This is a genomic window from Streptomyces synnematoformans, from assembly GCF_039531005.1.
Lineage (GTDB): Bacteria > Actinomycetota > Actinomycetes > Streptomycetales > Streptomycetaceae > Streptomyces > Streptomyces synnematoformans.
Window position 1 is genome coordinate 26,078 of the sequence record NZ_BAAAPF010000018.1, and the last position, 22,690, is coordinate 48,767.

The window sequence follows — 22,690 nt, forward strand, 5'->3', positions numbered from 1 at the left end:
CTCCAGGTCTCCGGGGCTCCGGGGCTCCGGCCCCGGACCGTCCACCGGGCACGGGGTCCCGCCGACGTGACTGCCGCGGCGCGGCGGCCGGCGCGATTCGCCGGCCGCCGCGTGCTTCGTCGCGGGCGTCTTTGCGGGCGTCGCCTAGCCGGCGGCGCTCTCGCGGACGCCGGCGGTGAGGGCGTTCTGGTGCCTCCACGACGTGAGGTGCTCGAAGACCACCTCGCCGAAGGCCGGCGCGGTCCGGTCGTTGGTCCAGCCGCCGAGCAGTTCGGAGCCGACGGCCAGCCAGTTCACCGGGACGGCCCCGGCCTGCACCAGTCGCATCACCGCGGCGTCGTGGGTCTCCTTGGTGGTGGCGGCCGAGGCGTCGACGACCACGGAGACCTCGTAGCCGCGGTCGAGGGCGGTCAGGGCGGTCAGGGCGACACAGACGTCGGTCTGGATGCCCGCGACGACGAGCCGCCGGCGCCCGGTCGCCTCGACGGCCGCCGTGAAGTCCTCGTCGTCGAACGCGTCGAACACCGGATCGCGCCTGATGACGGGGTGGTCGCCGAGGGCGGCGAGGAGTTCCGGGTACAGCGGGCCGGCAGGGCCGTCGTCGGGCCCGTTCGTGACGACCAGCGGCACGTCGAAGACCTTCGCGATCTCGGCCAGCGCGATGGCGCCGTTGAGGGTCTCCTCGATCGGGTGGGACCTGGTGAGGTTGGAGAAGCCGACCGCGTGGTCGACCAGGACTATCGCGCTGTTGTCGGCGGAGAGCGGTGCGCGTGCCATGTGCGTGTCCCTTCGTCGGGCCGCCGCCGGCGCGGCGGACTTCCGAAGTAACATGTCTGCGCAGACAGATATTCCGGGGTGGATCGAGCCCGGCGCGACACACCCCGGCACCCGGCCGTAGCGCACCCCGCCCTCAGCGGCAGCCGCAGCCCGCCACCGCCGCCGCCATCCGGTCCAGCGCCTGGCCCGCGCCCGCGCGGTCCGTCGCGCCCATCGTGAAGAACGCGAAGGCCAGCAGCCGCCCGTCCGCGTCCACGACCGTCCCCGCCAGCGAGTTGACCCCGGTCAGCGTCCCCGTCTTCGCCCGCACCACACCCCGCGCCGCCCCGGCGCCGCCGGCCTCGTCCCCGTAGCGGTCCCGCAGCGTGCCGCTGAACCCCGCCACCGGCAGCCCCGTCAGCAGCGGCCGCAGCTCCGGGTGGCCCGGGTCCGCGGCCGTCACCAGCAGCCGGGCGAGCAGGTCCGCCGAGACCCGGTTGCCGCGGCTGATGCCGCTGCCGTCGGTGAACTCCGCCCCGCGCACCGGCAGCCCCAGCTTCCTCAGCTGCCCCGCGACCGCCTTGCCCGCCCCCGCGAAGCTCGGGTCCCGGCCCGTCGCTATGGCCGTCTGCCGGGCCAGCGCCTCGCCGAGGTCGTTGTCGCTGTACGTCAGCATCCGCTCGGTCAGCGCCGCCAGCGGCGCGGAGTACGTCGTCGCCAGCTCGTCCGCCTGCTCCGGCACCCGCGCGGCGCGCGGTTCGCCCGCGACGCGCACGCCCGCCTTGCGCAGCGCCCCGGCGAAGGCGTCCGCCGCGTCCCGGGCCGGCGCGGCGGCGCGCGGCGCCGGCCCGTGCCGGGCACGGTCGAGGCGGGCCTCGTTCACCATCAGCGGGGTGACGGGCGCGATGTTCTCGTTCGGCCCGATCTCGTGCAGCACGTCGCCGGCGTACGCGGTGGCGTCGTACCGTACGGCCACCTTCCGCACGCCGTCCGCCTTCAGCTCGCGCGCCGTGGCGCGCGCCAGCCGCGCCAGCCGCTGCGCGGACAGCGTGGGGTCGCCGCCGCCGACGAGGAAGACCTTCCCGCCGTCGGCGAGGGACGCGGTGGGGATGCGGTGGTCGCGGCCGAGGGCGGCGAGCGCGGCGGCGCCGGTGGCCAGCTTGACGGTGGAGGCGGGGACGACACCGGCGGTCTCGCGCGCACCGTACAGCTCGCGCCCCGTGGTCACGTCCCACACGGCGGCGGTGCTCGGGGAGCCCAGCGCGGGGTCCTGCAGCAGCGGCGCCAGCTTCTCGGCGAGCCCGGCGCCGGTCGGCGGCGTGCCGACGGGGCGGGTGCCGTCCTGCGGGCCGAGCGGGGTCAGCACCCGGGGGGCGCCCACGGCGGTGCCCTGCGGGCCGTCGCCGGGGGCGCCGCCCGCCGGTACGCCGTCGGAGGAGTCGTGATCCGCGTCACCTGTGCGGCCTTCGGCGGCGTCCGCACGCGCGGCGGTCCGCCGCTCCGCCGTACGCTGACCCGAGTCCCAGGGGCCCGCCGCGGTGATCACGCCGGCGGCGAGGACGCCGCCCAGCGCGCCGGACGCGGCCACCAGCCGCACCGTGCGACGGGTGTGCAGGGGCTGCGCTTCCCACCGCCGGGTCCAGTGCCGTGCCCGGCGGGCGGCCGCCCGCCCTGCTTCCCCGACCCCGACCCTCACCAGGGACCAGCCCCTTTCGCCACCACCCAGCTGCGTGGGGGACACTTAATCATCTGAACCATGTGCTGATCTTGAAGGAGAGCCACCCGTGGAGTTCGACGTCACCATCGAGATCCCGAAGGGTTCGCGGAACAAGTACGAAGTGGATCACGAGACGGGCCGGATCCGCCTGGACCGGCGGCTCTTCACCTCGACCAGCTACCCCGCAGACTACGGCTTCATCGAAGGCACGCTCGGGGAGGACGGCGACCCGCTCGACGCGCTGGTCCTTCTGGACGAGCCGACGTTCCCCGGATGCCTCATCGCGTGCCGCACGATCGGCATGTTCCGGATGACGGACGAGGCCGGCGGCGACGACAAGGTGCTGTGCGTCCCGGCGCACGACCCGCGGGTGGAGCACCTGCGGGACATCCACCACGTGTCGGAGTTCGACCGGCTGGAGATCCAGCACTTCTTCGAGGTCTACAAGGACCTGGAGCCCGGCAAGTCCGTCGAGGGCGCCAGCTGGGTGGGCCGGCAGGACGCGGAGGCCGAGATCGAGGCGTCCAAGAAGCGCCTGGAGGCGGCCGGCGGCCACCACTGAACGCGTAGGAGCGGCGCGGCGGACGGCCCCTAGAACCCGCGGGTGCGCTTCGCGCCCCGCCGGGCGGGGGCCGTCTCGCCCGGCCGCTTCATGAAGAGGCGGGCCATCTCGTTGCCGAGGTTCACCCCGATCGCGATCGCCAGCGCCAGCGCGGCGGCGGTCAGCAGCGAGCGGCCGCCCTGGTTCAGGTCGTCCTGGGCGAAGCCCAGCAGGCCGAAGTACGTGGCGCTGCCCGGCAGCAGCGGGCCGATGGCGGCCGTGATGTACGGCAGCGCGGAGACGAACCGGTAGCGCGAGAAGAGCTGGCCGAAGAGCCCGACGAGGCCGGCGGCCAGCGCGGTCGCCATGACCGGCGACTTGTCCGCCTGGTCGGCGACGACCGCGTAGATCAGCCAGGCGACGCCGCCGTTGAGGGTCACGGCGATCACGGTGGAACGCTCCTGCTGCAGCAGCACCGCGAACGCCAGCGTCAGCAGCATCGCGGCGAACAGCGAGATCACCGGCCGCTCCTGCCGGTGCAGCGCGGCGTCCGGGCTCAGCTCGGCGCCGAGCTGCACGCCCATGTAGAGCGCGATCAGCACGCCGACGACGATGCCGACGACGAGATAGAGCACTTCCAGCAGGCGGGCGGAGGCGGTGATGTAGTAGCCGGTCAGCCCGTCCTGGACGGCGGCGACCAGGGCGCGTCCGGGGATCAGCGCGAAGAGCCCGCCGGTGATGACGGCGGAGGACTGGACCTCGACGTGCGCGAGGTTGAGCGCGACGCCGACCGCCGCCGGCGCCATCGCGGCGGCCACGAACTGGTAGAACTCCGGCAGCCCGCGCCCCGCCGCCAGCCACGCCAGCCGGTCGCCGAGCATCGCGCCGAGCGCCGCCGCGCAGAACACCAGCGGCCCGCCGCCCACCAGGGTGGACGCCGCGCCGGACAGGCCGCCGCTGGCGACGGTGAGGGCCCACTTGGAGTACGGGTGCCGGTTGCGGCGGATGTCGGCGAGGCCGCGGTACGCCTCTTCCAGGCTGACGGCGGCGTCCTCGTCCACGATGGCGTCGACGAGGCGGTAGACGGCGGCGAGGCGGTTGTAGTCGGTGCCGCGGCGGCGCACGGTGCGGCTGAGCGTGACGGGGTCGTCAACCAGGGACGGCTGGTAGGTGACCGTCAGCAGGGTGAAGGTGACGGTCGGCTCGCAGCGGTCCAGGCCGAAGGCGTGGGCGATGGCGAACATCGCGGCCTCGACGTCCTCCGCGCCCTCGCCGCCCGCGAGCAGCAGTTCGCCGATGCGCAGGGTCAGGTCGAGCACGCGCGGCACCGGCAGCGCGGTCTCTTCGGTGGGCGACAGCAGCCGCTCGGGGGTGGGGCGTTCGGCCATGGGCGTACGGAGCATGACACGCATCCGGTCCTGCCATGGCGTGGACCGGGACAGCGGGCCGGTGACGGGCGCCGGAGCCGGCGGCGGAGCGGCGGTCCCGGCGGCGGCCGCGGGGCCGCCGCGCGGAGGCGTGAAGCCCGAGCTGTCGTGCTCCTCCGCGGGGCGCTCGTCGACGCCCGCGGGGCGGGCGAACTCGGAGGTCGTCTGCCCGTCCTCGGGCACCGGGGGCAGGGGCACGCCGAACGGCGGTGTGAACGCGCTGTGCGCCTCGTCAGACTGCTTGTCTGCGCCGTTACCCGGTTCGGGCTCCTGACCCACTGGACCATCACCCCCCGCGGACGTGCCGAAAGGTTTACGCCCGTGAGCATAAGTCGGGCGGATGAAGAACGCCCCCGGGGGGTCGGAAGGGGACGGCAGCACGGCGGCACATCGGATCAAGTCGTACAAACGGGGCGCCGCTGGCGCGCAGCGGGGGCGCCTCCCGGATCGGGGGCGCCGCCCGCCCGCGCCCGCGGGCGTCACCGCCGACCTGCCCGTACGCGTCCGCCCGGGCGCGCGGGGCACGGCAACTAGCGCCCCAGGCGCCGGTACCGGCGCACCGCGAGCGGGCAGAACACCGCGAGCAGCACCAGCGGCCACGCCACCGCCAGCGCCACCGGGTGCCGCGCCGCCCACGAGTCGCCGGCCCAGCCGGGGTTGCCGAACAGCTCGCGGATCGCGCCCGCCGTCGCCGACATCGGGTTCCACTCCGCGACGGCGCCCAGCCAGCCCGGCATCGTCTCCGGCGAGGTGAAGGCGCTGGACAGGAACGCCACCGGCCACACCAGTATCTGCACCGCCTGCACCATCTCCGGCTTGCGCGCCACCAGCCCCAGGAAGATCCCGGCCCACAGCATCGCGAACCGCAGGAGCAGCAGCAGCCCGAACGCCGCCAGCGCCGCCGCCCACGTGCCGTGCCAGCGCCAGCCGACCGCGTACCCCGCGACGGCCATCGCGGCCAGCCCGAACACCGACTCGGCCATGTCGGTGAGCGCGCGGCCGACGAGCACCGCGGACGGGGCCATCGGCATGGCGCGGAAGCGGTCCACGACGCCCTTGCCGAGGTCGGCGGTGAGGGAGACCATCGTGGCCTCAAGCCCGAAGGACATCGCGAGCGCGAGCATGCCGGGCACCAGGTACTCGCGGTAGCTGCCGCCGCCGCTCACGGCCATCCCGCCGCCGAGCAGATACGTGAACACCACCAGCATCATCACCGGGAAGACCAGGCTCACCACGGCCCGGCCGGGCTGCCGGGCCCAGTGCGCGAAGCCGCGTTCTGTCATCGTCAGCCCGTCGGCGACCGCCCACTTCAGCCGGGCGCCGGCGGTGCGGGCGGGCGGCGGGACGGCGGGGGCGGAGGTGGTGGCGGTCATACGGCGCTCCCTTCCGCCGCGGCGCGCGCGGCACCGGCGGCGTCGTCGGCTTCCGGCCCCTGCTTCCGGCCGGTCACGTGGATGAACACCTCGTCCAGCGTCGGCCGGCGCAGCGACACGTCCTCCGCCGCGACCCCCGCCGCGGCCAGCCCTCGCACGGTCTCTGCCAGCGCCGCCATGCGGTCGGCGACCGGGGCGCTGACCCGCCGGGCGTCGGCGTCGACCTCGATGGCGTCCTCCTCGGCGCGGGCGGCCATGCCGATGACGGCCGCGGCCGCGCGCAGCCGGTCCGCGTCCCGTACGACGACGTCGATGCGGTCGCCGCCGAGCCGGGCCTTGAGCTGGTCGGCGGTGCCCTCGGCGACGACGCGGCCGTGGTCGACGACCGAGACCCGGTCCGCGAGCTGGTCGGCCTCCTCCAGGTACTGGGTGGTCAGCAGCACGGTGGTGCCGTCGCCGACGAGCGAGCGGACCGCCTGCCACACCTCCGTGCGGCCGCGGGGGTCGAGGCCCGTCGTCGGCTCGTCGAGGAAGAGCACCCGCGGCCGCATGAGGAGGCTCGCGGCCAGGTCGAGCCGGCGCCGCATGCCGCCGCTGTACCGGCCGACGGGCTTGTCGCCGGTGCCGTCGAGGCCGAACTGCTCCAGCAGCGCGGTCGCCCGCCGCCGGGCGCCGGCCCTGCCGAGGTGGTAGAGCCGGCCGAACAGCTCCAGGTTCTGCCGGCCGCCGAGCACCTCGTCGAGGGCGGCGTGCTGGCCGAGCAGCCCGATGCGGTAGCGCACCTCGTCCGGCTCCCGTACGACGTCGTGGCCCGCGACGCGCGCGGTGCCGGCGTCCGGGCGCAGCAGGGTGGCCAGGATCCGTACGGCCGTGGTCTTGCCCGCGCCGTTGGGGCCGAGCACGGCGTGCACGGTGCCCGCGGGGACCGCGAGGTCCAGGCCCGCGAGCGCCGCCTTCGCCGCGCTTCCCCTCCCGTAGGTCTTGCGCAGTCCTTCGGCGAGGATCGCCGTCATACGCCTCCTCCGCTCCTCAGGTAGTCAAGTTTGACCACCGGGCGAAGGTAACCCCGGCTCCGGCGTTAGTCAAACTTGATTACCGGGGCTCCGGGGATGCGGGAGTCTCCGGGCTGGTCGCCACCCCGGCCCACGGGTCGCCCTCGTCGGCCATCACGTACGCGCCGCCCTCCAGCCGCCCGATCAGCGCCCGGGTCCACTCGGCGCCCGCCTCGGCGGTGTGCAGCCAGAGCCGCATGATCTCGCCGATGTGCCCGAAGTCCTCGCCGTCCTGGGGCGAGTAGTGCCGCAGGACCTCGGCGCGCCACTCCTCCATCGCCTCCAGCCGCTCCTTCAGCAGCGCCACGGCCTCGGCGCGGGGCAGGTCGACGAGGAAGCCGACGCCCGCGGTGAGGAGGTCGATCTTCTCGTCGTGGCGGCGCAGCGCGCCGCGCAGCAGCCGGAAGTACTCGGCGTCGCCCGCGTCCGTCATCTCGTACTCGGTGCGCGGCGGGCCGCCGGCCGTGCTGGGCGCCACCTCGTGGGCGATCAGCAGGCCCTGCTTGGCCATCTGCTTGAGCGCGTGGTAGATCGAGCCGGGTTTGACGTTGGACCACTCGTGGGCGCCCCAGTACTCCAGGTCGGCCCGGACCTGGTAGCCGTGCGTCCGGCCGTGCCGGCGGACCGCGCCCAGGACCAGGAGGCGAGTCGAGGACAAGGGACCTCCTTCTTTCCCGTTCCCTCCCGCGGGAAGATATGGCCCACAGCCTAGTCAACCTTGACTAGCACGAGGGACGGGGGCGCGCCCGCGGCGGCACCGGCGCCGTCGCGGCGGAGGGCCGGGCCCCCCGCGCGGGAGCCCGGCCCTCCGCCGTCCGGTACGGCGGTACGCGGTACGGACGTCAGTGGTGGCCGCCCGCGTACACGCTGCGGCAGAAGCTCGCCATCTGCTCGTCCGTCAGGCTCTGGGTCAGGTCGGCCTCGCTGATCAGGCCGACGAGCCGGTGGTCCTCGATCACCGGGACGCGGCGCACCTGGTGCTGCTCCATCGTGCGCAGGACGTCCTCGACGGGGGCGCCGGCGTCCACGTACACCGGGCGCCCGGTCGCCAGCTCGCCGGCCAGACAGGTCGTCAGGTCCCGGCCCTGGGCGACGCACTCCACGACGATGTCGCGATCGGTGATCATGCCGGCGAGCTTGCCGTCCTGGCCGCACACGGGCAGGACTCCGACGTCCATGGAGCGCATCTTCGCGGCGGCGGTGGCGACCGACTCGTTCGAGTCGATGCACTCGCAGCCTTCGTGCATGAGGTCGCGGGCGTTCCTGGCGGTGGTGGGAGCGGTCATCACGGGTCTCCTGTCAAGTGGGGTACGGGAGGGGGATCCGTCACCGTCATGCTCCGGGTGCCCGGGGGGCCGGGCGACACACCCGCCGCCGAACGGGTGAACCGGCCGGGGGCGGCGCGTACGGCCGCTCAGAAGGGGAAGCGCGTCCGCCCGTGCTGGACGGAGATCCACTTCAGCGTCGTGAAGGCGTCGACCGTGGCCTCGCCGTTCAGCCGCCCCACCCCCGAGCACTTCTCGCCGCCGAACGGCACCAGCGGCTCGTCGTGGATCGTGCCGTCGTTGACGTGCACCATCCCCGAGTCGATCCGCCGCGCCAGCCGTACGCCCCGCTCCAGGTCCCGGGTGTGCACGGCGCCGCTCAGCCCGAACGGGGTGTCGTTGACGATCCGTACGGCCTCGTCCTCGCCCGTGAACGGCAGCACGAACGCCACCGGCCCGTAGAACTCCCGCCGCAGCACGTCGCTGTCCGCCGGCAGCCCGGTCAGCACGCTCGGCGCGACCAGCGTGCCGTCGGTGCGCCCGTGCAGCAGCGCGGTCGCGCCGGCGGCGAGCGCGGCGTCGACCTGGCCGGCGAGGTCTGCCGCCTCGCGGGCGCCGATGAGCGGGCCGAGCTGGGTGGCGGGGTCGGCCGGGTCGCCGACGGTGAGCGCGGCGGCCTTGGCGACGAACTTCTCCGTGAACTCCGCCAGCACCGCCCGGTCCACCAGCACCCGGCCCGCGGCCATACACACCTGCCCCTGGTGGGCGAAGCGGCTGAAGACGGCGGCGTCCACGGCGTAGTCGACGTCGGCGTCGGCGAGCACGACGAGCGCCGAGTTGCCGCTCATCTCCAGCACGGTCCGCTTGAAGTGCCGGGCGGCGACGCCCGCGACGTGCCGGCCGGCCTCGGTGGAGCCGGTGAAGGACAGCACGCGCGGCACGGGGTGCTCGATGAAGGCGTCGCCGATCTCGGCGGTGTCGGTGACGACGACGTTCAGCAGCCCGGGCGGCAGCCCGGCGTCCTGCAGCAGCCACGCGAGCAGCGTGCCGCCGACGACGGGCGCGTACCGGTGCGGCTTGAGGACCGCGCCGTTGCCGAGGGCGAGCGCGGGCGCGACGGACTTGGCCGCCAGGAAGAGCGGGAAGGTGTACGAGCTGATGACGCCGACGACGCCCACGGGCAGCCGGTAGACGCGGTTCTCCTTGCCGGGCGTCGGGGACGGCAGGACCCGGCCCTCGGCGCGCAGCGCGTACGACACGGACTCGCGCAGCACGTCCTTGGTGAGCGCGATCTCGAACGCGGCCTTCAGCCGGGTGCCGCCCAGCTCCGCCACGATCGCGCGGGTGATCTCCTCCTCGCGCTCCTCCACCAGCCGCAGGGCGCGTTCGAAGACCAGCCGGCGCTCGTACGGCGAGTGCTCCGCCCACAGCCGCTGTGCCCGCTCCGCCGCGCGGTACGCGGCGTCCACCTCGGCGGCGGTCGCGACGGTGACGGCCGCGAGCCGCTCACCGGTGTACGGGTCGAGGTCGATGAGGTCCCACGAGCCGGCGCCGGGGCACCACTTGCCGTCGATGTACTGCAGGGCCAGGTCGGAGAAGAGAGACATGAGCGAGGCAGCACCCCTGCGCACGGCGGACGGCGGCCACGGCTGTAACCGCTTGCACGCTATCGTACTGGTGCGCGAGGCGCGCCTCCCTACACCTCCCGGATGATCCCGTGCAGCAACTCCCGTGACTCGGCCTCGTCCTGGGCGGCGACGCGGAGCAGGTCCATGGCCTTCGCGTACGTACCGACGTCCTCCGGCTTGTCCAGGTAGAGCGCGCTCGTCAGATGCTCCACGTAGACGACGTCGGAGAGGTCCTCCTCCGGGAAGCGCAGGATGGTGAAGGCGCCGGAGTCGGGGGTATGGCCGTGCTGGGCCAGCGGGATGACCCGCAGCGACACGTTTGCCATCTCGGAGGCGTCGAGCAGGTGCTGCAGCTGCTTGCGCATCACCTGCCGGCCGCCGTACGGGCGGCGCACCGCGGCCTCGTCGAGCACCGCCTTGAGCTGGGCGGGATGTTCGGCGTAGAGCCGCTTCTGCCGCTCCAGCCGGGCGCCGACGCGCTTGTCCGCCTCGGCGGGCGAGGTGGGCAGGCCCGCGGTGACGACGGCGTGCGCGTACTCCTCGGTCTGCAGCAGGCCGTGCACGAACTGCACCTCGTACACGTCGATCCCGGAGGCGGCCGACTCCAGCCCCACGTAGGTGGGGAACCAGCCGGGCAGCACGTCGCTGTAGCTGTGCCACCACCCCGCGGTGTTGGCCTCGCTGACGAGGCCGACCAGTGCGTCGCGCTCGGTCTGATCGGTCACGCCGTACAGCGTGAGCAGGTCCTCGACGTCTCGGCTCTTGAAACTCACCCGGCCCAGCTCCATCCGGCTGATCTTGGATTCCGAGGCCCTGATCGCGTATCCGGCGGCGTCGCGCGAGATCCCCTGTTCCTCCCGCAGCCGTCTGAGCTGCGAGCCCAGCAGGATACGGCGCACGACCGATCCGCTTGATCCGTCCACGGCCATCGGAGCCCTCCACCCACCTCGGCGACATGGCACTTACAAGGACATGGCACTACAAGCGCGCCCCCGGCGCCACCGGCCCATACTGCCATCACTCCGTACCATTGCGTGCCCGAACGGTTACTCAATCGAGAAAATCTTGCCGGGCAATGCTCGCGAAACAGTAAGTTGCTACACAATCCTCGCTCGTGCACGTGCATCTGCCCTTGCATCTGCCAAAGGCATTCGGAACGATAGGCATCCGCACGGTGACGACAGACACGCACGCGACTGGGGAGTGCCGCGCATGGGGACCGAAGCAGCAGCCGTGCTCGCGCCCTTATGGCGAGGGCTGCCCCCGCTGGACTCCGGAGCCGTCGACGGTGCCGCGTCCTGTGCGATATCCGGCAGCCATGAATCCGTCAGCGGCGCGCGCGCTTTCACGCACACCACGCTCCGGCACTGGGAGCTGACCGACCTGAGCGACGACGTCGCGCTGGTCGTCTCCGAGCTGGTCACCAACGCGCTGCGGCACGCCCTGGCCGGGTGCAACGGCCAGGACGCCGCGGTGCGGCTGCACCTGATGCGCTGGACGTCGCGGCTGGTGTGCGCCGTACGCGACCCGAGTACCGCGAGCCCGGTGGCCGGGGTGGCCGACGTGGGGGCCGAGTCGGGGCGCGGCCTGTACCTGGTCGACTCCTTCAGCGACAGCTGGGGCTGGCACCCGCTGGACGGCCCGATGCACGGCAAGGTGGTGTGGGCGGTGTTCCACCTGCCGGCGCCGGCGGTGCAGGCCGACTGACGGCCGCACGCCGGCGCCGCCGTACGTCCGGCCGCATGACCGCATGACAGTACGGCCGTCCGGTGACCGGGCGGCCGTTCTCTTCTCTCTGTACGCCCTGCACGGCGTCCTGCGCGGCGGACCGTCCGGCGCTGCCCGCTGTCCGCGCGCCCGCCCGCGGTACGGGAATAGGACCGCTGCGCAGCGACGATGACGCGTCGCGGTGTCCCGGATACGGGCCGATTCACGCTCCGAAACCGTTCGCGGACGGAAAGGGAGCGATCGCATTCCGTGCGGATCCGGGGCCGTCGGCGAGCGGCGCCGGTAACGGCGAAATCCCGGCCCGGGATCCGTGGGCGGCCGGCTGCCTTCCGGTTCCGAAGGGACGGCGGAAGCGTGCGGGGCAGCCGGGAAATGGGGGGTGGTCGGTCAGTGTCAGTCAGTTACGAGATGGTCGAACTCTCCATCCTTGACGCCCAGCAGCATCGCCTCCACCTCGGCACGGGTGTAGACGAGCGCGGGTCCTTCGGGAAATCGGGAATTGCGAACGGCTATCTCGCCGCCGGGGAGTCTGGCGAACTCGACGCAGGAACCCTGCGAGTTGCTGTGCCGGCTCTTCTGCCAGACGGCGCCGTGAAGATCTCTGGCCGCAATGCCGTTGTATGCGTGGGCCACAGCGCTTCTCCAAGGTGGTTGCCAATGTCAACTGTCGGGGATCATAGCTGTGTTGGCGGCTACGTGCACGCGCAAATGCACGTGCACCCAGCGTGCGCGCTTGATTCCGATCAGGCGTCCACCAAGGTCATCCCCGGGCGTTCAACGCGCCGGGCGGTCCGTGAGTTTCGAGCGCGGCCATATAGTTACGGCCGGATGCTGCTCACCACGTTCGCCGTGGCCTCCAGACCGGACTGGATCGTCGGGGCGACGGTGGTGCCGGACAGGTAGAAGCCGAGCAGCACGCAGACCACCGCGTGCGAGGTCTTGAGCGAGCCGCTGCGCAGGAACACCACCGCCAGCACGAGGAGCAGCAGCACGACCGACACCGACACGGCCATGTGATCACCGGTCCCCGGGTTCGCCGTCCACATACGAGGCAGTCTGTCCCACCCGTACCCTTCGTCCCGTGCGGGCCGTGCCCGCCATTCGGGTGGTAGGAGGGCCGTCCGGGGCGGGCGGGGGCGCGGCGCGCGCCGCCCGGTGGTGGGCGGCCCTCGGGGCCGTAAGACTGGGCCGTACCGCTGCACACCGCCCCCTCGCCGACGGGACGACGATGAAGAAGCAGGAGCAGGCCGACCTCGACGCCCACTGGCGCGCCCTCAACTACCTGGCCGCGGGCCAGATCTACCTCACCCGCAACCCGCTGCTCACCGAGCCGCTGACGCCCGGCGACATCAAGCCGCGGCTGCTCGGCCACTGGGGCACCTGCCCCGGCCTCAACCTCGTCTACACCCACCTCAACCGCGTCATCGGGGCCCGCGACCTCGACGCCGTCTGCGTCTGGGGCCCCGGCCACGGCGGCCCCGCCGTCTACGCCGGCGCCTGGCTCGACGGCTCGTACGGGGAGGCGCACCCCGACGTGTCGCGCGACGCCGCCGGCATGGCGCGGCTGTTCCGGCAGTTCTCCTTCCCCGGCGGGACGCCGAGCCACGTCGCGCCGGTGGTGCCCGGGTCGTTCCACGAGGGCGGCGAGCTGGGTTACTCGCTCGCGCACGCCTACGGCGCGGCCTTCGACAACCCCGGGCTCGTCGCGGTCTGCGTCATCGGCGACGGCGAGGCGGAGACCGGGCCGCTGGCCGGGTCGTGGCACGCGAACAAGTTCCTCGACCCGGTGCACGACGGCGCCGTGCTGCCCGTCCTGCACCTCAACGGCTACAAGATCGCCGGCCCCACCGTGCTCTCCCGCATCCCGGAGAGCGAGCTGGACGAGCTGCTGCGCGGCTACGGCCACGAGCCGCTGCACGTCAGCGCGGGCTCGGCTCCCGGGGACACCGCCCGCGCGCACCGGGACATGGCCGCGGCCACGGACGCCGCGCTGGACCGGATCGCCGAGATCCAGCAGGCCGCGCGCGCGAAGGGCGGGCGCGGCCGGACGGCGGCCCGCCCCCGCTGGCCGGCGATCGTGCTGCGCACCCCCAAGGGCTGGACCGGGCCGGAGTACGTCGACGGCACGCCGGTCGAGGGCACGTGGCGCTCCCACCAGGTGCCGCTGCCCGGGGTGCGGGAGAACCCCGGGCACCTGGCGGAGCTGGAGCGGTGGCTGCGCTCGTACGAGCCGCAGACGCTCTTCGACGCCGACGGCCGGCCGCGCCCGCAGGTGCTCGCCTGCGTGCCGCACGGCGACCGCCGCCTCGGCGCCAACCCGCACGCCAACGGCGGCCGGCTGCTGCGCAGCCTGCCGCTGCCGGGGCCCGACCGGTACGCCGTCGCCGTCGACCGGCCCGGCGTGCGGCGCCACGAGCCGACCCGGGTGCTCGGCGGCATGCTGCGGCAGGTGATGGCCGACACCGCGGAGCGCCGCGACTTCCGCGTCTTCGGCCCGGACGAGACCGCGTCGAACCGGCTGCAGGAGCTGTTCGAGGTCACGGACCGGGCGTGGCAGGCGGAGACGGAGGAGACCGACGAGCACCACGGGCCGCACGGCCGGGTCATGGAGGTGCTCTCCGAGCACCTGTGCCAGGGCTGGCTGGAGGGGTACGTCCTCACCGGCCGGCACGGGCTGTTCTCGTCGTACGAGGCGTTCGCGCACATCGTCGCGAGCATGGCCGCACAGCACGTCAAGTGGATCCGGACCGCGGGCGAGGAGCCCTGGCGGGCCCCGGTCGCGGGGCTCAACTACCTGCTGACCTCGCACGTCTGGCGGCAAGACCACAACGGCTTCAGCCACCAGGACCCCGGCTTCGTCGACCACATCCTCAACAAGAGCCCCGGCTCCGTCCGGGTCTACCTGCCGCCGGACACCAACACCCTGCTGTGCGTGGCCGACCACGTGCTGCGCACCCGCGACGTCGTCAACGTCGTCGTCGCCGGCAAGCAGCCGTCGTTCGACTGGCTCACGCCGGAGGAGGCCCGCGCGCACTGCCTGCGCGGCGTCGGCATCTGGGAGTGGGCCGGCACCGAGCGCCCGGGCGAGGCGCCCGACGCGGTGCTGGCCTGCGCCGGGGACGTGCCCACGCAGGAGGTGCTGGCCGCGGCGGCGCTGCTGCGCCAGCACCTGCCGGAGCTGGCGGTACGGGTCGTCAACGTCGTCGACATCGCCCGGCTGATGCCGCACGAGGACCATCCGCACGGCATGACCGCGCGGGAGTTCCACTCCGTCTTCACCCACGAGAAGCCGGTCGTCTTCGCCTACCACGGCTATCCGTGGCTGATCCACCGGCTCGCCTACCGGCACGCCGGCCACGACCAGCTGCACGTGCGCGGATACAAGGAGATGGGCACCACGACCACGCCGTTCGACATGGTCGTACGCAACGACCTCGACCGCTACCGGCTGGTCATGGACGTCATCGACCGCGTCCCCGGGCTGGCCGTGCGGGCGGCGGCGCTGCGGCAGCGGATGGCGGACGTACGGGGCAGGCACCACGCCTGGGTCCGCGCGCACGGGACCGACCTGCCGGAGGTCGCGGACTGGACGTGGCCGGGCCCGCGGGAGTGACGGCCGGCCGGGCGGCACCCGGCCGGCGCGTCCGCGGCCCGCGGCCCCCGCCCGTCAGCCGGCGCCGATCTGCACGTCCTCCAGGATGCCGAGCGCGTCGGGGACGAGCACGGCGGCGGAGAAGTAGGTGCTCACCAGGTACGAGATGATCGCCTTGTCGCTGATCCCCATGAACCGGACGTTCATGCCCGGCCGGATCTCGTCCGGCAGCCCCGTCTGGTGCAGCCCGACCACGCCCTGGTCCGCCTCGCCGAGCCGCATCGCGATGACCGAGCTGGTCGCCTCCGGGGTGATCGGGATCTTGTTGCACGGCAGCAGCGGGATGCCGCGCCAGTTGTTGACCTCGCTGCCCAGGTACTCCGTGCGCGGCGGGTAGATGCCGCGCTTGTTCCACTCCCGGCCGATGGCCGCGATCGCGCGCGGGTGGGCCAGCAGCACGTGCGTCTGGCGGCGGCGGGAGATCAGCTCGTCGAGGTCGTCGGGTGTCGGCGGGCCCGAGCGGGTGTGGATGCGCTGCTTGAGGTCGGCGTTGTGCAGCAGGCCGAACGAGCGGTTGTTGACCAGCTCGTGCTCCTGGCGCTCGCGCAGCGCCTCGACGGTCAGCCGCAGCTGCTGCTCGACCTGGTTCATCGGCTCGTTGTAGAGGTCGGCGACGCGGCTGTGCACGCGCAGGACGGTCTGGGCGACCTCCAGCTCGTACTCCCGGGGCGTCAGCTCGTAGTCCACGAAGGTGCCGGGGAGGTCCTGCTCGCCGCGGTGGCCGGAGGCCAGCTCGATCTCCGCCTCACCCTTGCTGTTCTGCCGCTGCTGCGGAATCGCGCGGAGCGCCGCCAGGTGCTCCCGCAGCCCCGCCGCCTGCTCCAGCAGCTCGTCGAGCGCGGAGCGCGCGAGCACCAGCACCGTCCCGCGGGTCGTGGCCCGTACGGTGAACGGCCACGTGCCGTCGTCGGCGAGCAGCACCTCCTCGCCGACGTGGTCGCCGTCGGCGAGGACGCCGAGGACCGTCTCGTCCCCGTACTTCCCGGCGCCGACCCGCTCCAGCCGCCCGTGCGCGACCAGCACGACCGTGTCCGCCGCCGCGCCCGCGGACACCACCGCGTCCCCCGGCGCGACCTCCCGCTGCTCGAACCGCCCGGCCAGCGCGGTCAGCACCTCCTCGTCCTCGAACGCGCGCAGCGGCGGCAGCTCCCGCAGCTCCTGCGGGATGACACGCACCTGGTCGCCGACGGACGTGAACTCGACCCGGCCGTCGCCGAGCGTGTGGGTGAGGCGCCGGTTCACCCGGAACGCACCGCCCTTGACCTCCGTCCACGGCAGCACCTTGAGCAGCCAGCGGGACGAGATCCCCTGCATCTGCGGGGGCGTCTTGGTGGTCGTCGTGAGGTTCCGTGCGGCGGCGGTGTCGAGGCTGAGACGGTCGGGGGGTTCGACGGACGCGGACGTTTCTTCAGGCGAGGTCGTCATGGCACCGAAGCTAGGCTCCGGGCATAGCGGCAGCAATCGCTCGAAGGAGTAAGAATATCTTCTGGATTGCTGGATAGGACCGCCTTCGCCGGCCCGCCCGCCGGCGTCTTACCGGAGTGTGACGTCGGGCGCGGCAGCGGCCTTCCGCCGCGGCCGGCGGCCCTAGGCTCGCCGGCATGCGCGTACTCGTCACCGGCGGCGCCGGGTTCATCGGATCGCACGTGGTCTCCGCCCTCGCGGAGCGGGGGCACGAGGCTGTGGTGCTGGACGTACGGGACCCGGCCGCCGCCGGGCCGGGGTGCGCCGCGTACGTGCGCGGCGACGTCCGGGACCGCGAGGCCGTCGCGGCGGCGCTCGCCGGCGCCGACGCCGTCTGCCACCAGGCCGCGATGGTCGGCCTCACCGAGGACTTCGCCGACGCGCCCGCGTACGTCGGCGTCAACGACCTCGGCACCGCCGTGCTCCTCGCCGCGATGGCGGACGCCGGCGTGCGGCGGCTGGTGCTGGCGGGGTCGATGGTCGTATACGGGGAGGGGCGCTACGACTGCCCCGCGCACGGCGCCGTACGGCCGCTGCCGCGGGCGGAGGCCGACCTCGCCGACGGGTGCTTCGAGCCGCGGTGCCCGCGCTGCGGCGCGGAGTTGCGGCCCGGGCTGGTGGCGGAGGACGCGCCGGCGGACCCGCGGAGCGTGTACGCGGCGACCAAGCTGGCGCAGGAGCACGTGGCCGGGGTGTGGGCGCGCGTCACCGGCGCCCGCGCGGTGTCGCTGCGCTACCACAACGTCTACGGCCCCGGGATGCCGCGCGACACCCCGTACGCCGGAGTCGCCTCCTTCTTCCGCTCGGCGCTGGAGCGGGGCGAGGCGCCGCGGGTGTACGAGGACGGGGCGCAGCGGCGGGACTTCGTCCACGTCCGGGACGTCGCGGAGGCCAACGTCCGCGCGCTGGAGGCGGTGCACGGAGCCGGAGCCGAAGCGGCGGCGGGGGCGCTCACGGCGTACAACGCGGGCAGCGGCGACGTCCACACCGTCGGAGAGCTGGCGGACGCGCTGGCCGCGGCGTACGGCGGGCCGGCGCCGGTGGTCACGGGAGAGTACCGGCTCGGCGACGTACGGCACATCACCGCGGACTCGGCGCGGCTGCGGGCGGAGCTGGGCTGGCGGCCGGCGGTGGGGTTCGAGGAGGGGGTGACGGAGTTCGCGAAGTCGCCCCTGGGGGCGGCGCCGCGGTAGCCCGCGAGCGGTGCGGCCGGACCGGGACGGCGCCGGGGCGGGACGGCTCCGTCCCGGTCCGGCCGTGGGTGCGGCGGATCAACCCGGCGCCGCCGCAGGCCGGCTCGTGGCCGCGGGGAGGGTGACCTCGAAGCGGCAGCCGCCAGGCACGTTGCGCACCTCCGTACGCCCCCGGTGCGCCTCGACGATCCCCCGGACGATCGCCAGCCCCAGTCCCGCCCCCGCGGGCGGCACCGGCGTACGGGCGTGGTTGCCGCGCCAGCCCGTGTCGAAGACCCGCGCCAGGTCCTCCTCCGGGATGCCGCCGCACTGGTCGGTGACCGAGACGACCACCGCCGCGCCCTCCCGCTCCCGGACGGTGACGGCCACCGTGCCGTCGGCGGGGGTGCGGCGGATGGCGTTGACGAGGAGGTTGCCCAGCACCCGGGTCATCTCCTTGCCGTCCACCTCCACCGGCACCGCCGCGGCCGGCCCCGGCTCCGGCGGCTCGCCGACGAGCCGTACCCCGTGCTCGCGCGCCAGCGGATCCGCGCCCGCCAGCGCGTCGCCGACGAGGTCGTACACCGACATCCGGGTGGGCACCAGCGACAGCGCGCCCGCGTGGATGCGGGAGAGTTCGAAGAGGTCGCCGACCATGGCGTCGAGGCGCTCGGTCTCGGCCCGGATCTGCCGGTGGTAGCGGCCGGGGTCTGCGGCCATGCCGTCCTCCAGCGCCTCCGCCATGGCGCGCAGCCCGGCCAGCGGCGTACGCAGGTCGTGCGATATCCAGGCGACCAGCTCGCGCCGGGAGGCGTCCAGCGCCCGCTCCCGCTGCCGGGACTCCGCCAGCCGCTCGGCGGTCGCCGCCAGCTCCCGGCTCAGCGCCGCCAGCTCGGCGGTCGCGTCGCCGGCGGGAGGTGCGAAGGAGCCGCCCTTGTCGAAGTCGTGGCCGAACGAGCGGGCGGCCTCCGCCAGCGCGTTGCTGCGGGCGACGACCCAGCGGCCGAGGAGGACGGCGGTGGCGAGGGAGACGACCGCGGCCATGAGGATGACGATGCTGACGACGGTGAGGTCGTGGCCGGAGAGGAACATCTCGCGGGCCACCGAGAGGGTGCCGAGCAGCATCGCGGTGACGGCGGTCGCGGCGACGACGGAGACGGAGACGACGAGGGAGCGGTTGCGCAGCAGGCGCAGGGCCACGGCGCCGAGGACGCCGGCGACGGCGGCGCCGAGGAAGGCGAAGACCGCCATGAGGAGGATGTCGTTCACGGGGCGTCACCTCGGGCGGGGGGTGCGCCGGGGTCGTGGGCGGCGGGGGCTTCGCCGCCGCCGTCGCCGGGGGCGGCGGCGGCGCCGGACGCGTCGAAGCGGTAGCCGACGCCCCACACCGTGGTGATCAGCCGCGGCCGGGCCGGGTCGTCCTCGACCTTGCCGCGCAGCCGCCGTACGTGCACGGTCACCGTCGACAGGTCGCCGAACTCCCAGCCCCACACCTCCCGCATCAGCTCCTCCCGCCCGAACACCCGCCCCGGGTGCCGCAGGAAGTGCGCCAGCAGGTCGAACTCCCGCAGGGTCAGCGCCAGCTCGGCCCCGTGCTTGGCGGCCCGGCGCGCCTCGGGGTCCAGGGTGAGCCCGGCGCCGCGCAGCTCGCCCCCGCCGGGCGCCGCGGCGCGGCTGCGGCGCAGCACCGACTCGACGCGCAGGACCAGCTCGCGGGGGCTGAAGGGCTTGGTCACGTAGTCGTCGGCGCCCAGTTCGAGGCCGAGGATGCGGTCGTCCTCGTCGCCGCGGGCGGTGAGCATGATCACCGGTACGGGGCGGGTGGCGCGCAGCTTCGCGCAGACCTCCAGGCCGTCCATGCCGGGCAGCATCAGGTCGAGCACGACGAGGTCCGGCCGGGCGGTGGCGGCGGCGGTCAGCGCCTGCGGGCCGTCGGCGGCGCGGTCGACGGTGTAGCCGGCCCGGTCGAGGTAGCCGGCGACGACCTCGGCGACGGTGGGGTCGTCGTCGACGACGAGCACGCGGGCCGGGCTGCCGGGTGGCCGGGACCGGCCGGAGGGGACGGAGTCCATGGCGCCAGCGTGGCACGGGTGGGGCCGGTGGGCAGAGGCCGAACGGACGGCGGTCGGCGACGTCCGTGATTCGTAAGAACCTTGCGTCCGTTATGCCACTTTTGCGCTCGTAGGGTGGTGGCCATGACCGACGTCGTACTCCCCTGTCTGGACGAGGCCGCCGCACTGCCCTGGGTCCTGTCCCGCATCCCCGCCGGCTGGCGCGCGATCGTGGTCGACAACGGCTCCACGGACGGCTCCGGCGACCTCGCCCGCGAACTCGGCGCCACCGTCGTACCCGAGTCGCAGCGCGGCTTCGGCGCCGCCTGCGCGGCGGGCCTGCGGGCGGCCACGGCCGAGCTGGTCTGCTTCTGCGACTGCGACGGCTCCCTCGACCCCGGCCTGCTGCCCCGGCTCACCGAGCCGGTCACCGCGGGCACCGCCGACCTCGTCCTCGGCCGCCGCCGCCCCACCGCCCGCGGCGCGTGGCCGCTCCACGCCCGGGCGGGCAACGTGGCGCTGGCCCGCATGCTGCACCGCCGCACGGGGGTGCGGCTGCACGACCTGGGCCCGATGCGGGCCGCCCGGCGGGCGGGCCTGCTGGAGCTGGCGGTCGCGGACCGGCGCAGCGGGTATCCGCTGGAGACGGTGGTACGCGCCGCCGACGCGGGGTGGCGGATCGCGGAGCTGGACGTGCCGTACGCGCCCCGGACGGGGCGGTCGAAGGTGACGGGGACGTGGCGGGGGACGTGGCACGCGGTCCACGACATGCGGGGTGTCCTGCGGACGGCGCCGGCGGGCGCGGAGTCGCCCGCCGGCGCGGGGGCCGCCGAGGGGCGGGGTACGGGGGCGGCGCGGTGAGCGGCGGTGCCGGCGTCACCCTCCTCGTCATCGCCAAGGAGCCCCGCCCCGGCCGGGTCAAGACCCGGCTCTCCCCCGCGTACGCCCCCGGCGAAGCCGCGCAGCTCGCCGAGGCGGCGCTCGCCGACACCCTCGCCGTCGTCCGCGACCTGCCCGCCCGGCGCCGCGTGCTGGCCCTCGACGGCAGCCCCGGCGACTGGCTGCCGCCCGGCTTCGACGTCGTACCGCAGGCCGCCGGCGGGCTCGACGAGCGGCTCGCCGCCGCGTTCGGCGGCTGTACGGGGCCGACGCTGCTCGTCGGCATGGACACCCCGCAGCTCACCGCCGAACTGCTCGCGCCCGCCCTTGCCGACGACGCCTGGTCGGCCTGCGACGCCTACCTCGGGCCGGCGCTCGACGGCGGCTTCTGGGCGCTGGGCCTCTCGCGGCCGGACCCGGAGCTGCTGCGCGGCGTGCCGATGTCGACGGACCGGACCGGTGCCGCGCAGCGCCGCCGGCTGCTGGGGGCGGGCCTGCGCGTACGGGAGTTGCCGCCGCTGCGCGACGTGGACACCCCGGCGGACGTCCCGCTGGTCGCCGAGGCCGCCCCGCGCGGCCGCTTCGCCGCGACGGCCCGCCGCCTCGCGGCCGGCGACCGCCCCGCACCCGGCCGAGCCGCCCGATGATCGTGCCCCCACCCCGCGGCCCGGCCGGGCCCGCCACCCACACCGCGGACACCGACACCGACACCGCCCCCGCGAGCGAGCCCGCGGCCGACTCCGCCGCCTGGGACGGCGCCGACCCCTACGCGCACGCCCTGCGCAGCGGCGGCGGCCCGCTCTTCCTCCGACGGCACGACGGATGGCTGCTGCCGCTCGAAGTGGAGCGCTGGTGCGGCGTGCCGGACGGCGCCGACGTGACCGTGCTGCGCCGCTGCACCGGGCCCGTGCTGGACATCGGCTGCGGCCCGGGCCGGCTCGTCGCCGCCCTCGCCGAGCTGGGCCGCCCCGCGCTCGGCATCGACGTCAGCACCGAGGCCGTCGAGCACGCCCGCTCGCGCGGCGCCGCCGCGCTGCGCCGGTCGGTGTTCGAACCGCTGCCCGGCGAGGGCCGCTGGGGCACCGCCCTCCTCATCGACGGCAACGTCGGCATCGGCGGCGACCCCGCCGCCCTCCTCGGCCGCGCCGCCGCGCTGCTGCGCCCCCTGGGCCGGCTGGTCGTGGAGGCCGCCGCGGCCGACGACGTGGACGAGCGGCTGCAGGTGCACGTCACGGACGGGGCGCGCGGCCACCGGGGGGCCCTGCTCCCGGACCGCGCCCGGCACGGCCCGCCCTTCCCCTGGGCCCGGGTCGGGCTGCCCGCCCTGCTGCGGTACGCGGCCGCCGGCCGCTGGCGCGAGGAGGACCGCTGGACCGCGGGCGGACGACGGTTCGCCGCACTGCGAGCACCAGCGCGGACGCCGCGAACAGCGCCGCGGTGAGCAGCAGCCAGCGCTGGAGGTAGACGTCGGCCGGCAGCGCGGTCTTGCGCTCGTAGCCGCCGACCTGGCGGGTGATGAGCGGGAAGTAGACGAGCAGCAGCAGCCCGGAGACGACCGCGGGGAAGCGGACGTAGTTGATCAGCCGCGGGCCCAGTACACGCTGGGCGCCGCGGTCGACGAGCGAGTACGCGGGCACCAGCGCCAGGTCGTGCAGCACCGCCGCACCGGCCAACCAGAGCGCGACGCCGAAGGGGTCCCTGTCGAAGAGGCGGACACCGGCGTAGCCGGTGAGCGCGAAGGAGGCGAGGAGGAGGACGAGGGTGGGCAGCGGACCGGGCGCGAGCAGGCGCCGTAGGGCCGCGGGCCCGAGGGCCCGGGTGGCGCCGGTGGCGTGCGCGGCGCGGACCCGGCCGGTGGTCGCGGTGCCGCCTGTCGTACGGGACCCGCCACCCGGCTCGACCGCGGCCGGACCGGTCTCTTCCGGCGCGGGCGCGCCGGATTCCGGCTTGCCCACGGCCGGACCGGCCCCTCCCGGCCCGGGCCG

Annotated in this window: 21 protein-coding genes; 7 read left to right on the forward strand and 14 right to left on the reverse strand. The window is 74.7% G+C overall.

What is annotated here, in order from left to right; genetic code table 11:
* Window positions 1-144: 144 nt before the first annotated feature.
* On the reverse strand, window positions 145-777 hold the full coding sequence (locus tag ABD317_RS06010; RefSeq protein ID WP_344288570.1) for an isochorismatase family protein: 633 nt from the start codon (window positions 775-777) through the stop codon (window positions 145-147).
* A 133-nt stretch (window positions 778-910) separates the two neighbouring features.
* Window positions 911-2,452: a D-alanyl-D-alanine carboxypeptidase/D-alanyl-D-alanine endopeptidase gene (dacB, locus tag ABD317_RS06015; protein WP_425582282.1), complete on the reverse strand. Its 1,542-nt coding sequence runs from the start codon at window positions 2,450-2,452 to the stop codon at window positions 911-913.
* Window positions 2,453-2,540: 88 nt separating this feature from the next.
* Here dacB and ABD317_RS06020 point away from each other — a divergent pair, with 88 nt between their 5' ends.
* A complete protein-coding gene (locus tag ABD317_RS06020) occupies window positions 2,541-3,035 on the forward strand; it encodes an inorganic diphosphatase (RefSeq protein ID WP_018835994.1) in 495 nt (164 codons plus the stop codon).
* 29 nt (window positions 3,036-3,064) lie between these two features.
* Here the strand turns inward: ABD317_RS06020 and ABD317_RS06025 are convergent, their stop codons facing one another.
* The 7 genes from ABD317_RS06025 to ABD317_RS06055 form a co-directional block, all read right to left on the reverse strand.
* The gene (locus ABD317_RS06025; RefSeq protein ID WP_027753151.1) at window positions 3,065-4,720 is read right to left on the reverse strand and encodes a threonine/serine exporter family protein; all 1,656 of its coding nucleotides are present in this window, start codon (window positions 4,718-4,720) and stop codon (window positions 3,065-3,067) included.
* Between the two features lie 251 nt (window positions 4,721-4,971).
* Complete coding sequence (locus ABD317_RS06030; protein ID WP_344288576.1) at window positions 4,972-5,814, reverse strand: ABC transporter permease; 843 nt, start codon at window positions 5,812-5,814, stop codon at window positions 4,972-4,974.
* Window positions 5,811-6,827, reverse strand: coding sequence for an ATP-binding cassette domain-containing protein (locus ABD317_RS06035; RefSeq protein ID WP_344288578.1), 1,017 nt, complete (start codon window positions 6,825-6,827; stop codon window positions 5,811-5,813). The genes ABD317_RS06030 and ABD317_RS06035 overlap by 4 nt, the downstream gene beginning before the upstream one ends.
* Window positions 6,828-6,906: 79 nt before the next feature.
* On the reverse strand, window positions 6,907-7,524 hold the full coding sequence (locus ABD317_RS06040; protein ID WP_344288580.1) for a PadR family transcriptional regulator: 618 nt from the start codon (window positions 7,522-7,524) through the stop codon (window positions 6,907-6,909).
* A 184-nt stretch (window positions 7,525-7,708) separates the two neighbouring features.
* A complete protein-coding gene (locus tag ABD317_RS06045; RefSeq protein WP_344288582.1) occupies window positions 7,709-8,152 on the reverse strand; it encodes a CBS domain-containing protein in 444 nt (147 codons plus the stop codon).
* A gap of 128 nt (window positions 8,153-8,280) precedes the next feature.
* Window positions 8,281-9,738, reverse strand: a complete 1,458-nt coding sequence (locus tag ABD317_RS06050) for an aldehyde dehydrogenase family protein (protein ID WP_344288583.1) — start codon at window positions 9,736-9,738, stop codon at window positions 8,281-8,283.
* A gap of 89 nt (window positions 9,739-9,827) precedes the next feature.
* Window positions 9,828-10,688: a Scr1 family TA system antitoxin-like transcriptional regulator gene (locus ABD317_RS06055; protein ID WP_027753146.1), complete on the reverse strand. Its 861-nt coding sequence runs from the start codon at window positions 10,686-10,688 to the stop codon at window positions 9,828-9,830.
* 283 nt (window positions 10,689-10,971) lie between these two features.
* On the opposite strand from ABD317_RS06055, the gene ABD317_RS06060 reads away from it, so the two are divergent.
* A complete protein-coding gene (locus ABD317_RS06060; protein WP_078627530.1) occupies window positions 10,972-11,466 on the forward strand; it encodes an ATP-binding protein in 495 nt (164 codons plus the stop codon).
* 414 nt (window positions 11,467-11,880) lie between these two features.
* Here ABD317_RS06060 and ABD317_RS06065 read toward each other — a convergent pair whose 3' ends face one another.
* Both ABD317_RS06065 and ABD317_RS06070 read right to left on the reverse strand, forming a co-directional pair.
* On the reverse strand, window positions 11,881-12,120 hold the full coding sequence (locus ABD317_RS06065) for a DUF397 domain-containing protein (RefSeq protein ID WP_027753144.1): 240 nt from the start codon (window positions 12,118-12,120) through the stop codon (window positions 11,881-11,883).
* A 185-nt stretch (window positions 12,121-12,305) separates the two neighbouring features.
* A complete protein-coding gene (locus ABD317_RS06070; protein WP_027753143.1) occupies window positions 12,306-12,500 on the reverse strand; it encodes a hypothetical protein in 195 nt (64 codons plus the stop codon).
* Between the two features lie 215 nt (window positions 12,501-12,715).
* Here ABD317_RS06070 and ABD317_RS06075 point away from each other — a divergent pair, with 215 nt between their 5' ends.
* Window positions 12,716-15,100, forward strand: a complete 2,385-nt coding sequence (locus ABD317_RS06075; RefSeq protein WP_344288586.1) for a phosphoketolase family protein — start codon at window positions 12,716-12,718, stop codon at window positions 15,098-15,100.
* Window positions 15,101-15,154: 54 nt separating this feature from the next.
* Here ABD317_RS06075 and ABD317_RS06080 read toward each other — a convergent pair whose 3' ends face one another.
* Complete coding sequence (locus ABD317_RS06080; RefSeq protein ID WP_344288588.1) at window positions 15,155-16,564, reverse strand: family 2B encapsulin nanocompartment shell protein; 1,410 nt, start codon at window positions 16,562-16,564, stop codon at window positions 15,155-15,157.
* A 176-nt stretch (window positions 16,565-16,740) separates the two neighbouring features.
* Between ABD317_RS06080 and ABD317_RS06085 the strand changes: the two genes are divergently transcribed.
* On the forward strand, window positions 16,741-17,796 hold the full coding sequence (locus tag ABD317_RS06085) for an NAD-dependent epimerase/dehydratase family protein (RefSeq protein ID WP_344288590.1): 1,056 nt from the start codon (window positions 16,741-16,743) through the stop codon (window positions 17,794-17,796).
* Window positions 17,797-17,874: 78 nt separating this feature from the next.
* On the opposite strand, the gene ABD317_RS06090 is transcribed toward ABD317_RS06085, so the two are convergent.
* Together ABD317_RS06090 and ABD317_RS06095 are read right to left on the reverse strand one after the other, a co-directional pair.
* Complete coding sequence (locus tag ABD317_RS06090) at window positions 17,875-19,044, reverse strand: ATP-binding protein (RefSeq protein WP_027753139.1); 1,170 nt, start codon at window positions 19,042-19,044, stop codon at window positions 17,875-17,877.
* Window positions 19,041-19,847: a response regulator transcription factor gene (locus ABD317_RS06095; RefSeq protein WP_344288592.1), complete on the reverse strand. Its 807-nt coding sequence runs from the start codon at window positions 19,845-19,847 to the stop codon at window positions 19,041-19,043. Before ABD317_RS06095 ends, ABD317_RS06090 begins: the two co-directional genes overlap by 4 nt.
* A 123-nt stretch (window positions 19,848-19,970) precedes the next feature.
* On the opposite strand from ABD317_RS06095, the gene ABD317_RS06100 reads away from it, so the two are divergent.
* Genes ABD317_RS06100 through ABD317_RS06110 form a run of 3 tightly spaced genes read left to right on the forward strand, consistent with a single transcriptional unit; the run spans window position 19,971 to window position 22,146 of the window.
* Window positions 19,971-20,687 carry a glycosyltransferase family 2 protein gene (locus tag ABD317_RS06100; protein ID WP_344288594.1) on the forward strand — a complete coding sequence of 239 codons (717 nt, stop codon included), beginning with the start codon at window positions 19,971-19,973 and terminating at the stop codon, window positions 20,685-20,687.
* On the forward strand, window positions 20,684-21,352 hold the full coding sequence (locus ABD317_RS06105) for a DUF2064 domain-containing protein (RefSeq protein WP_037781201.1): 669 nt from the start codon (window positions 20,684-20,686) through the stop codon (window positions 21,350-21,352). Before ABD317_RS06100 ends, ABD317_RS06105 begins: the two co-directional genes overlap by 4 nt.
* Window positions 21,349-22,146, forward strand: coding sequence for a class I SAM-dependent methyltransferase (locus ABD317_RS06110; protein ID WP_344288597.1), 798 nt, complete (start codon window positions 21,349-21,351; stop codon window positions 22,144-22,146). Before ABD317_RS06105 ends, ABD317_RS06110 begins: the two co-directional genes overlap by 4 nt.
* Window positions 22,147-22,690 lie beyond the last annotated feature (544 nt).

Excerpts from the sequence above, each read along its gene's own strand:
- ABD317_RS06010 (WP_344288570.1), bottom strand. The coding sequence starts at position 777 with ATGGCACGCGCACCGCTCTCCGCCGACAACAGCGCGATAGTCCTGGTC.
- ABD317_RS06030 (WP_344288576.1), bottom strand. The coding sequence starts at position 5,814 with ATGACCGCCACCACCTCCGCCCCCGCCGTCCCGCCGCCCGCCCGCACC.
- ABD317_RS06035 (WP_344288578.1), bottom strand. The coding sequence starts at position 6,827 with ATGACGGCGATCCTCGCCGAAGGACTGCGCAAGACCTACGGGAGGGGA.
- ABD317_RS06045 (WP_344288582.1), bottom strand. The coding sequence starts at position 8,152 with ATGACCGCTCCCACCACCGCCAGGAACGCCCGCGACCTCATGCACGAA.
- ABD317_RS06050 (WP_344288583.1), bottom strand. The coding sequence starts at position 9,738 with ATGTCTCTCTTCTCCGACCTGGCCCTGCAGTACATCGACGGCAAGTGG.
- ABD317_RS06055 (WP_027753146.1), bottom strand. The coding sequence starts at position 10,688 with ATGGCCGTGGACGGATCAAGCGGATCGGTCGTGCGCCGTATCCTGCTG.
- ABD317_RS06060 (WP_078627530.1), top strand. The coding sequence starts at position 10,972 with ATGGGGACCGAAGCAGCAGCCGTGCTCGCGCCCTTATGGCGAGGGCTG.
- ABD317_RS06070 (WP_027753143.1), bottom strand. The coding sequence starts at position 12,500 with ATGGCCGTGTCGGTGTCGGTCGTGCTGCTGCTCCTCGTGCTGGCGGTG.
- ABD317_RS06075 (WP_344288586.1), top strand. The coding sequence starts at position 12,716 with ATGAAGAAGCAGGAGCAGGCCGACCTCGACGCCCACTGGCGCGCCCTC.
- ABD317_RS06080 (WP_344288588.1), bottom strand. The coding sequence starts at position 16,564 with ATGACGACCTCGCCTGAAGAAACGTCCGCGTCCGTCGAACCCCCCGAC.
- ABD317_RS06085 (WP_344288590.1), top strand. The coding sequence starts at position 16,741 with ATGCGCGTACTCGTCACCGGCGGCGCCGGGTTCATCGGATCGCACGTG.
- ABD317_RS06095 (WP_344288592.1), bottom strand. The coding sequence starts at position 19,847 with ATGGACTCCGTCCCCTCCGGCCGGTCCCGGCCACCCGGCAGCCCGGCC.
- ABD317_RS06100 (WP_344288594.1), top strand. The coding sequence starts at position 19,971 with ATGACCGACGTCGTACTCCCCTGTCTGGACGAGGCCGCCGCACTGCCC.
- ABD317_RS06110 (WP_344288597.1), top strand. The coding sequence starts at position 21,349 with ATGATCGTGCCCCCACCCCGCGGCCCGGCCGGGCCCGCCACCCACACC.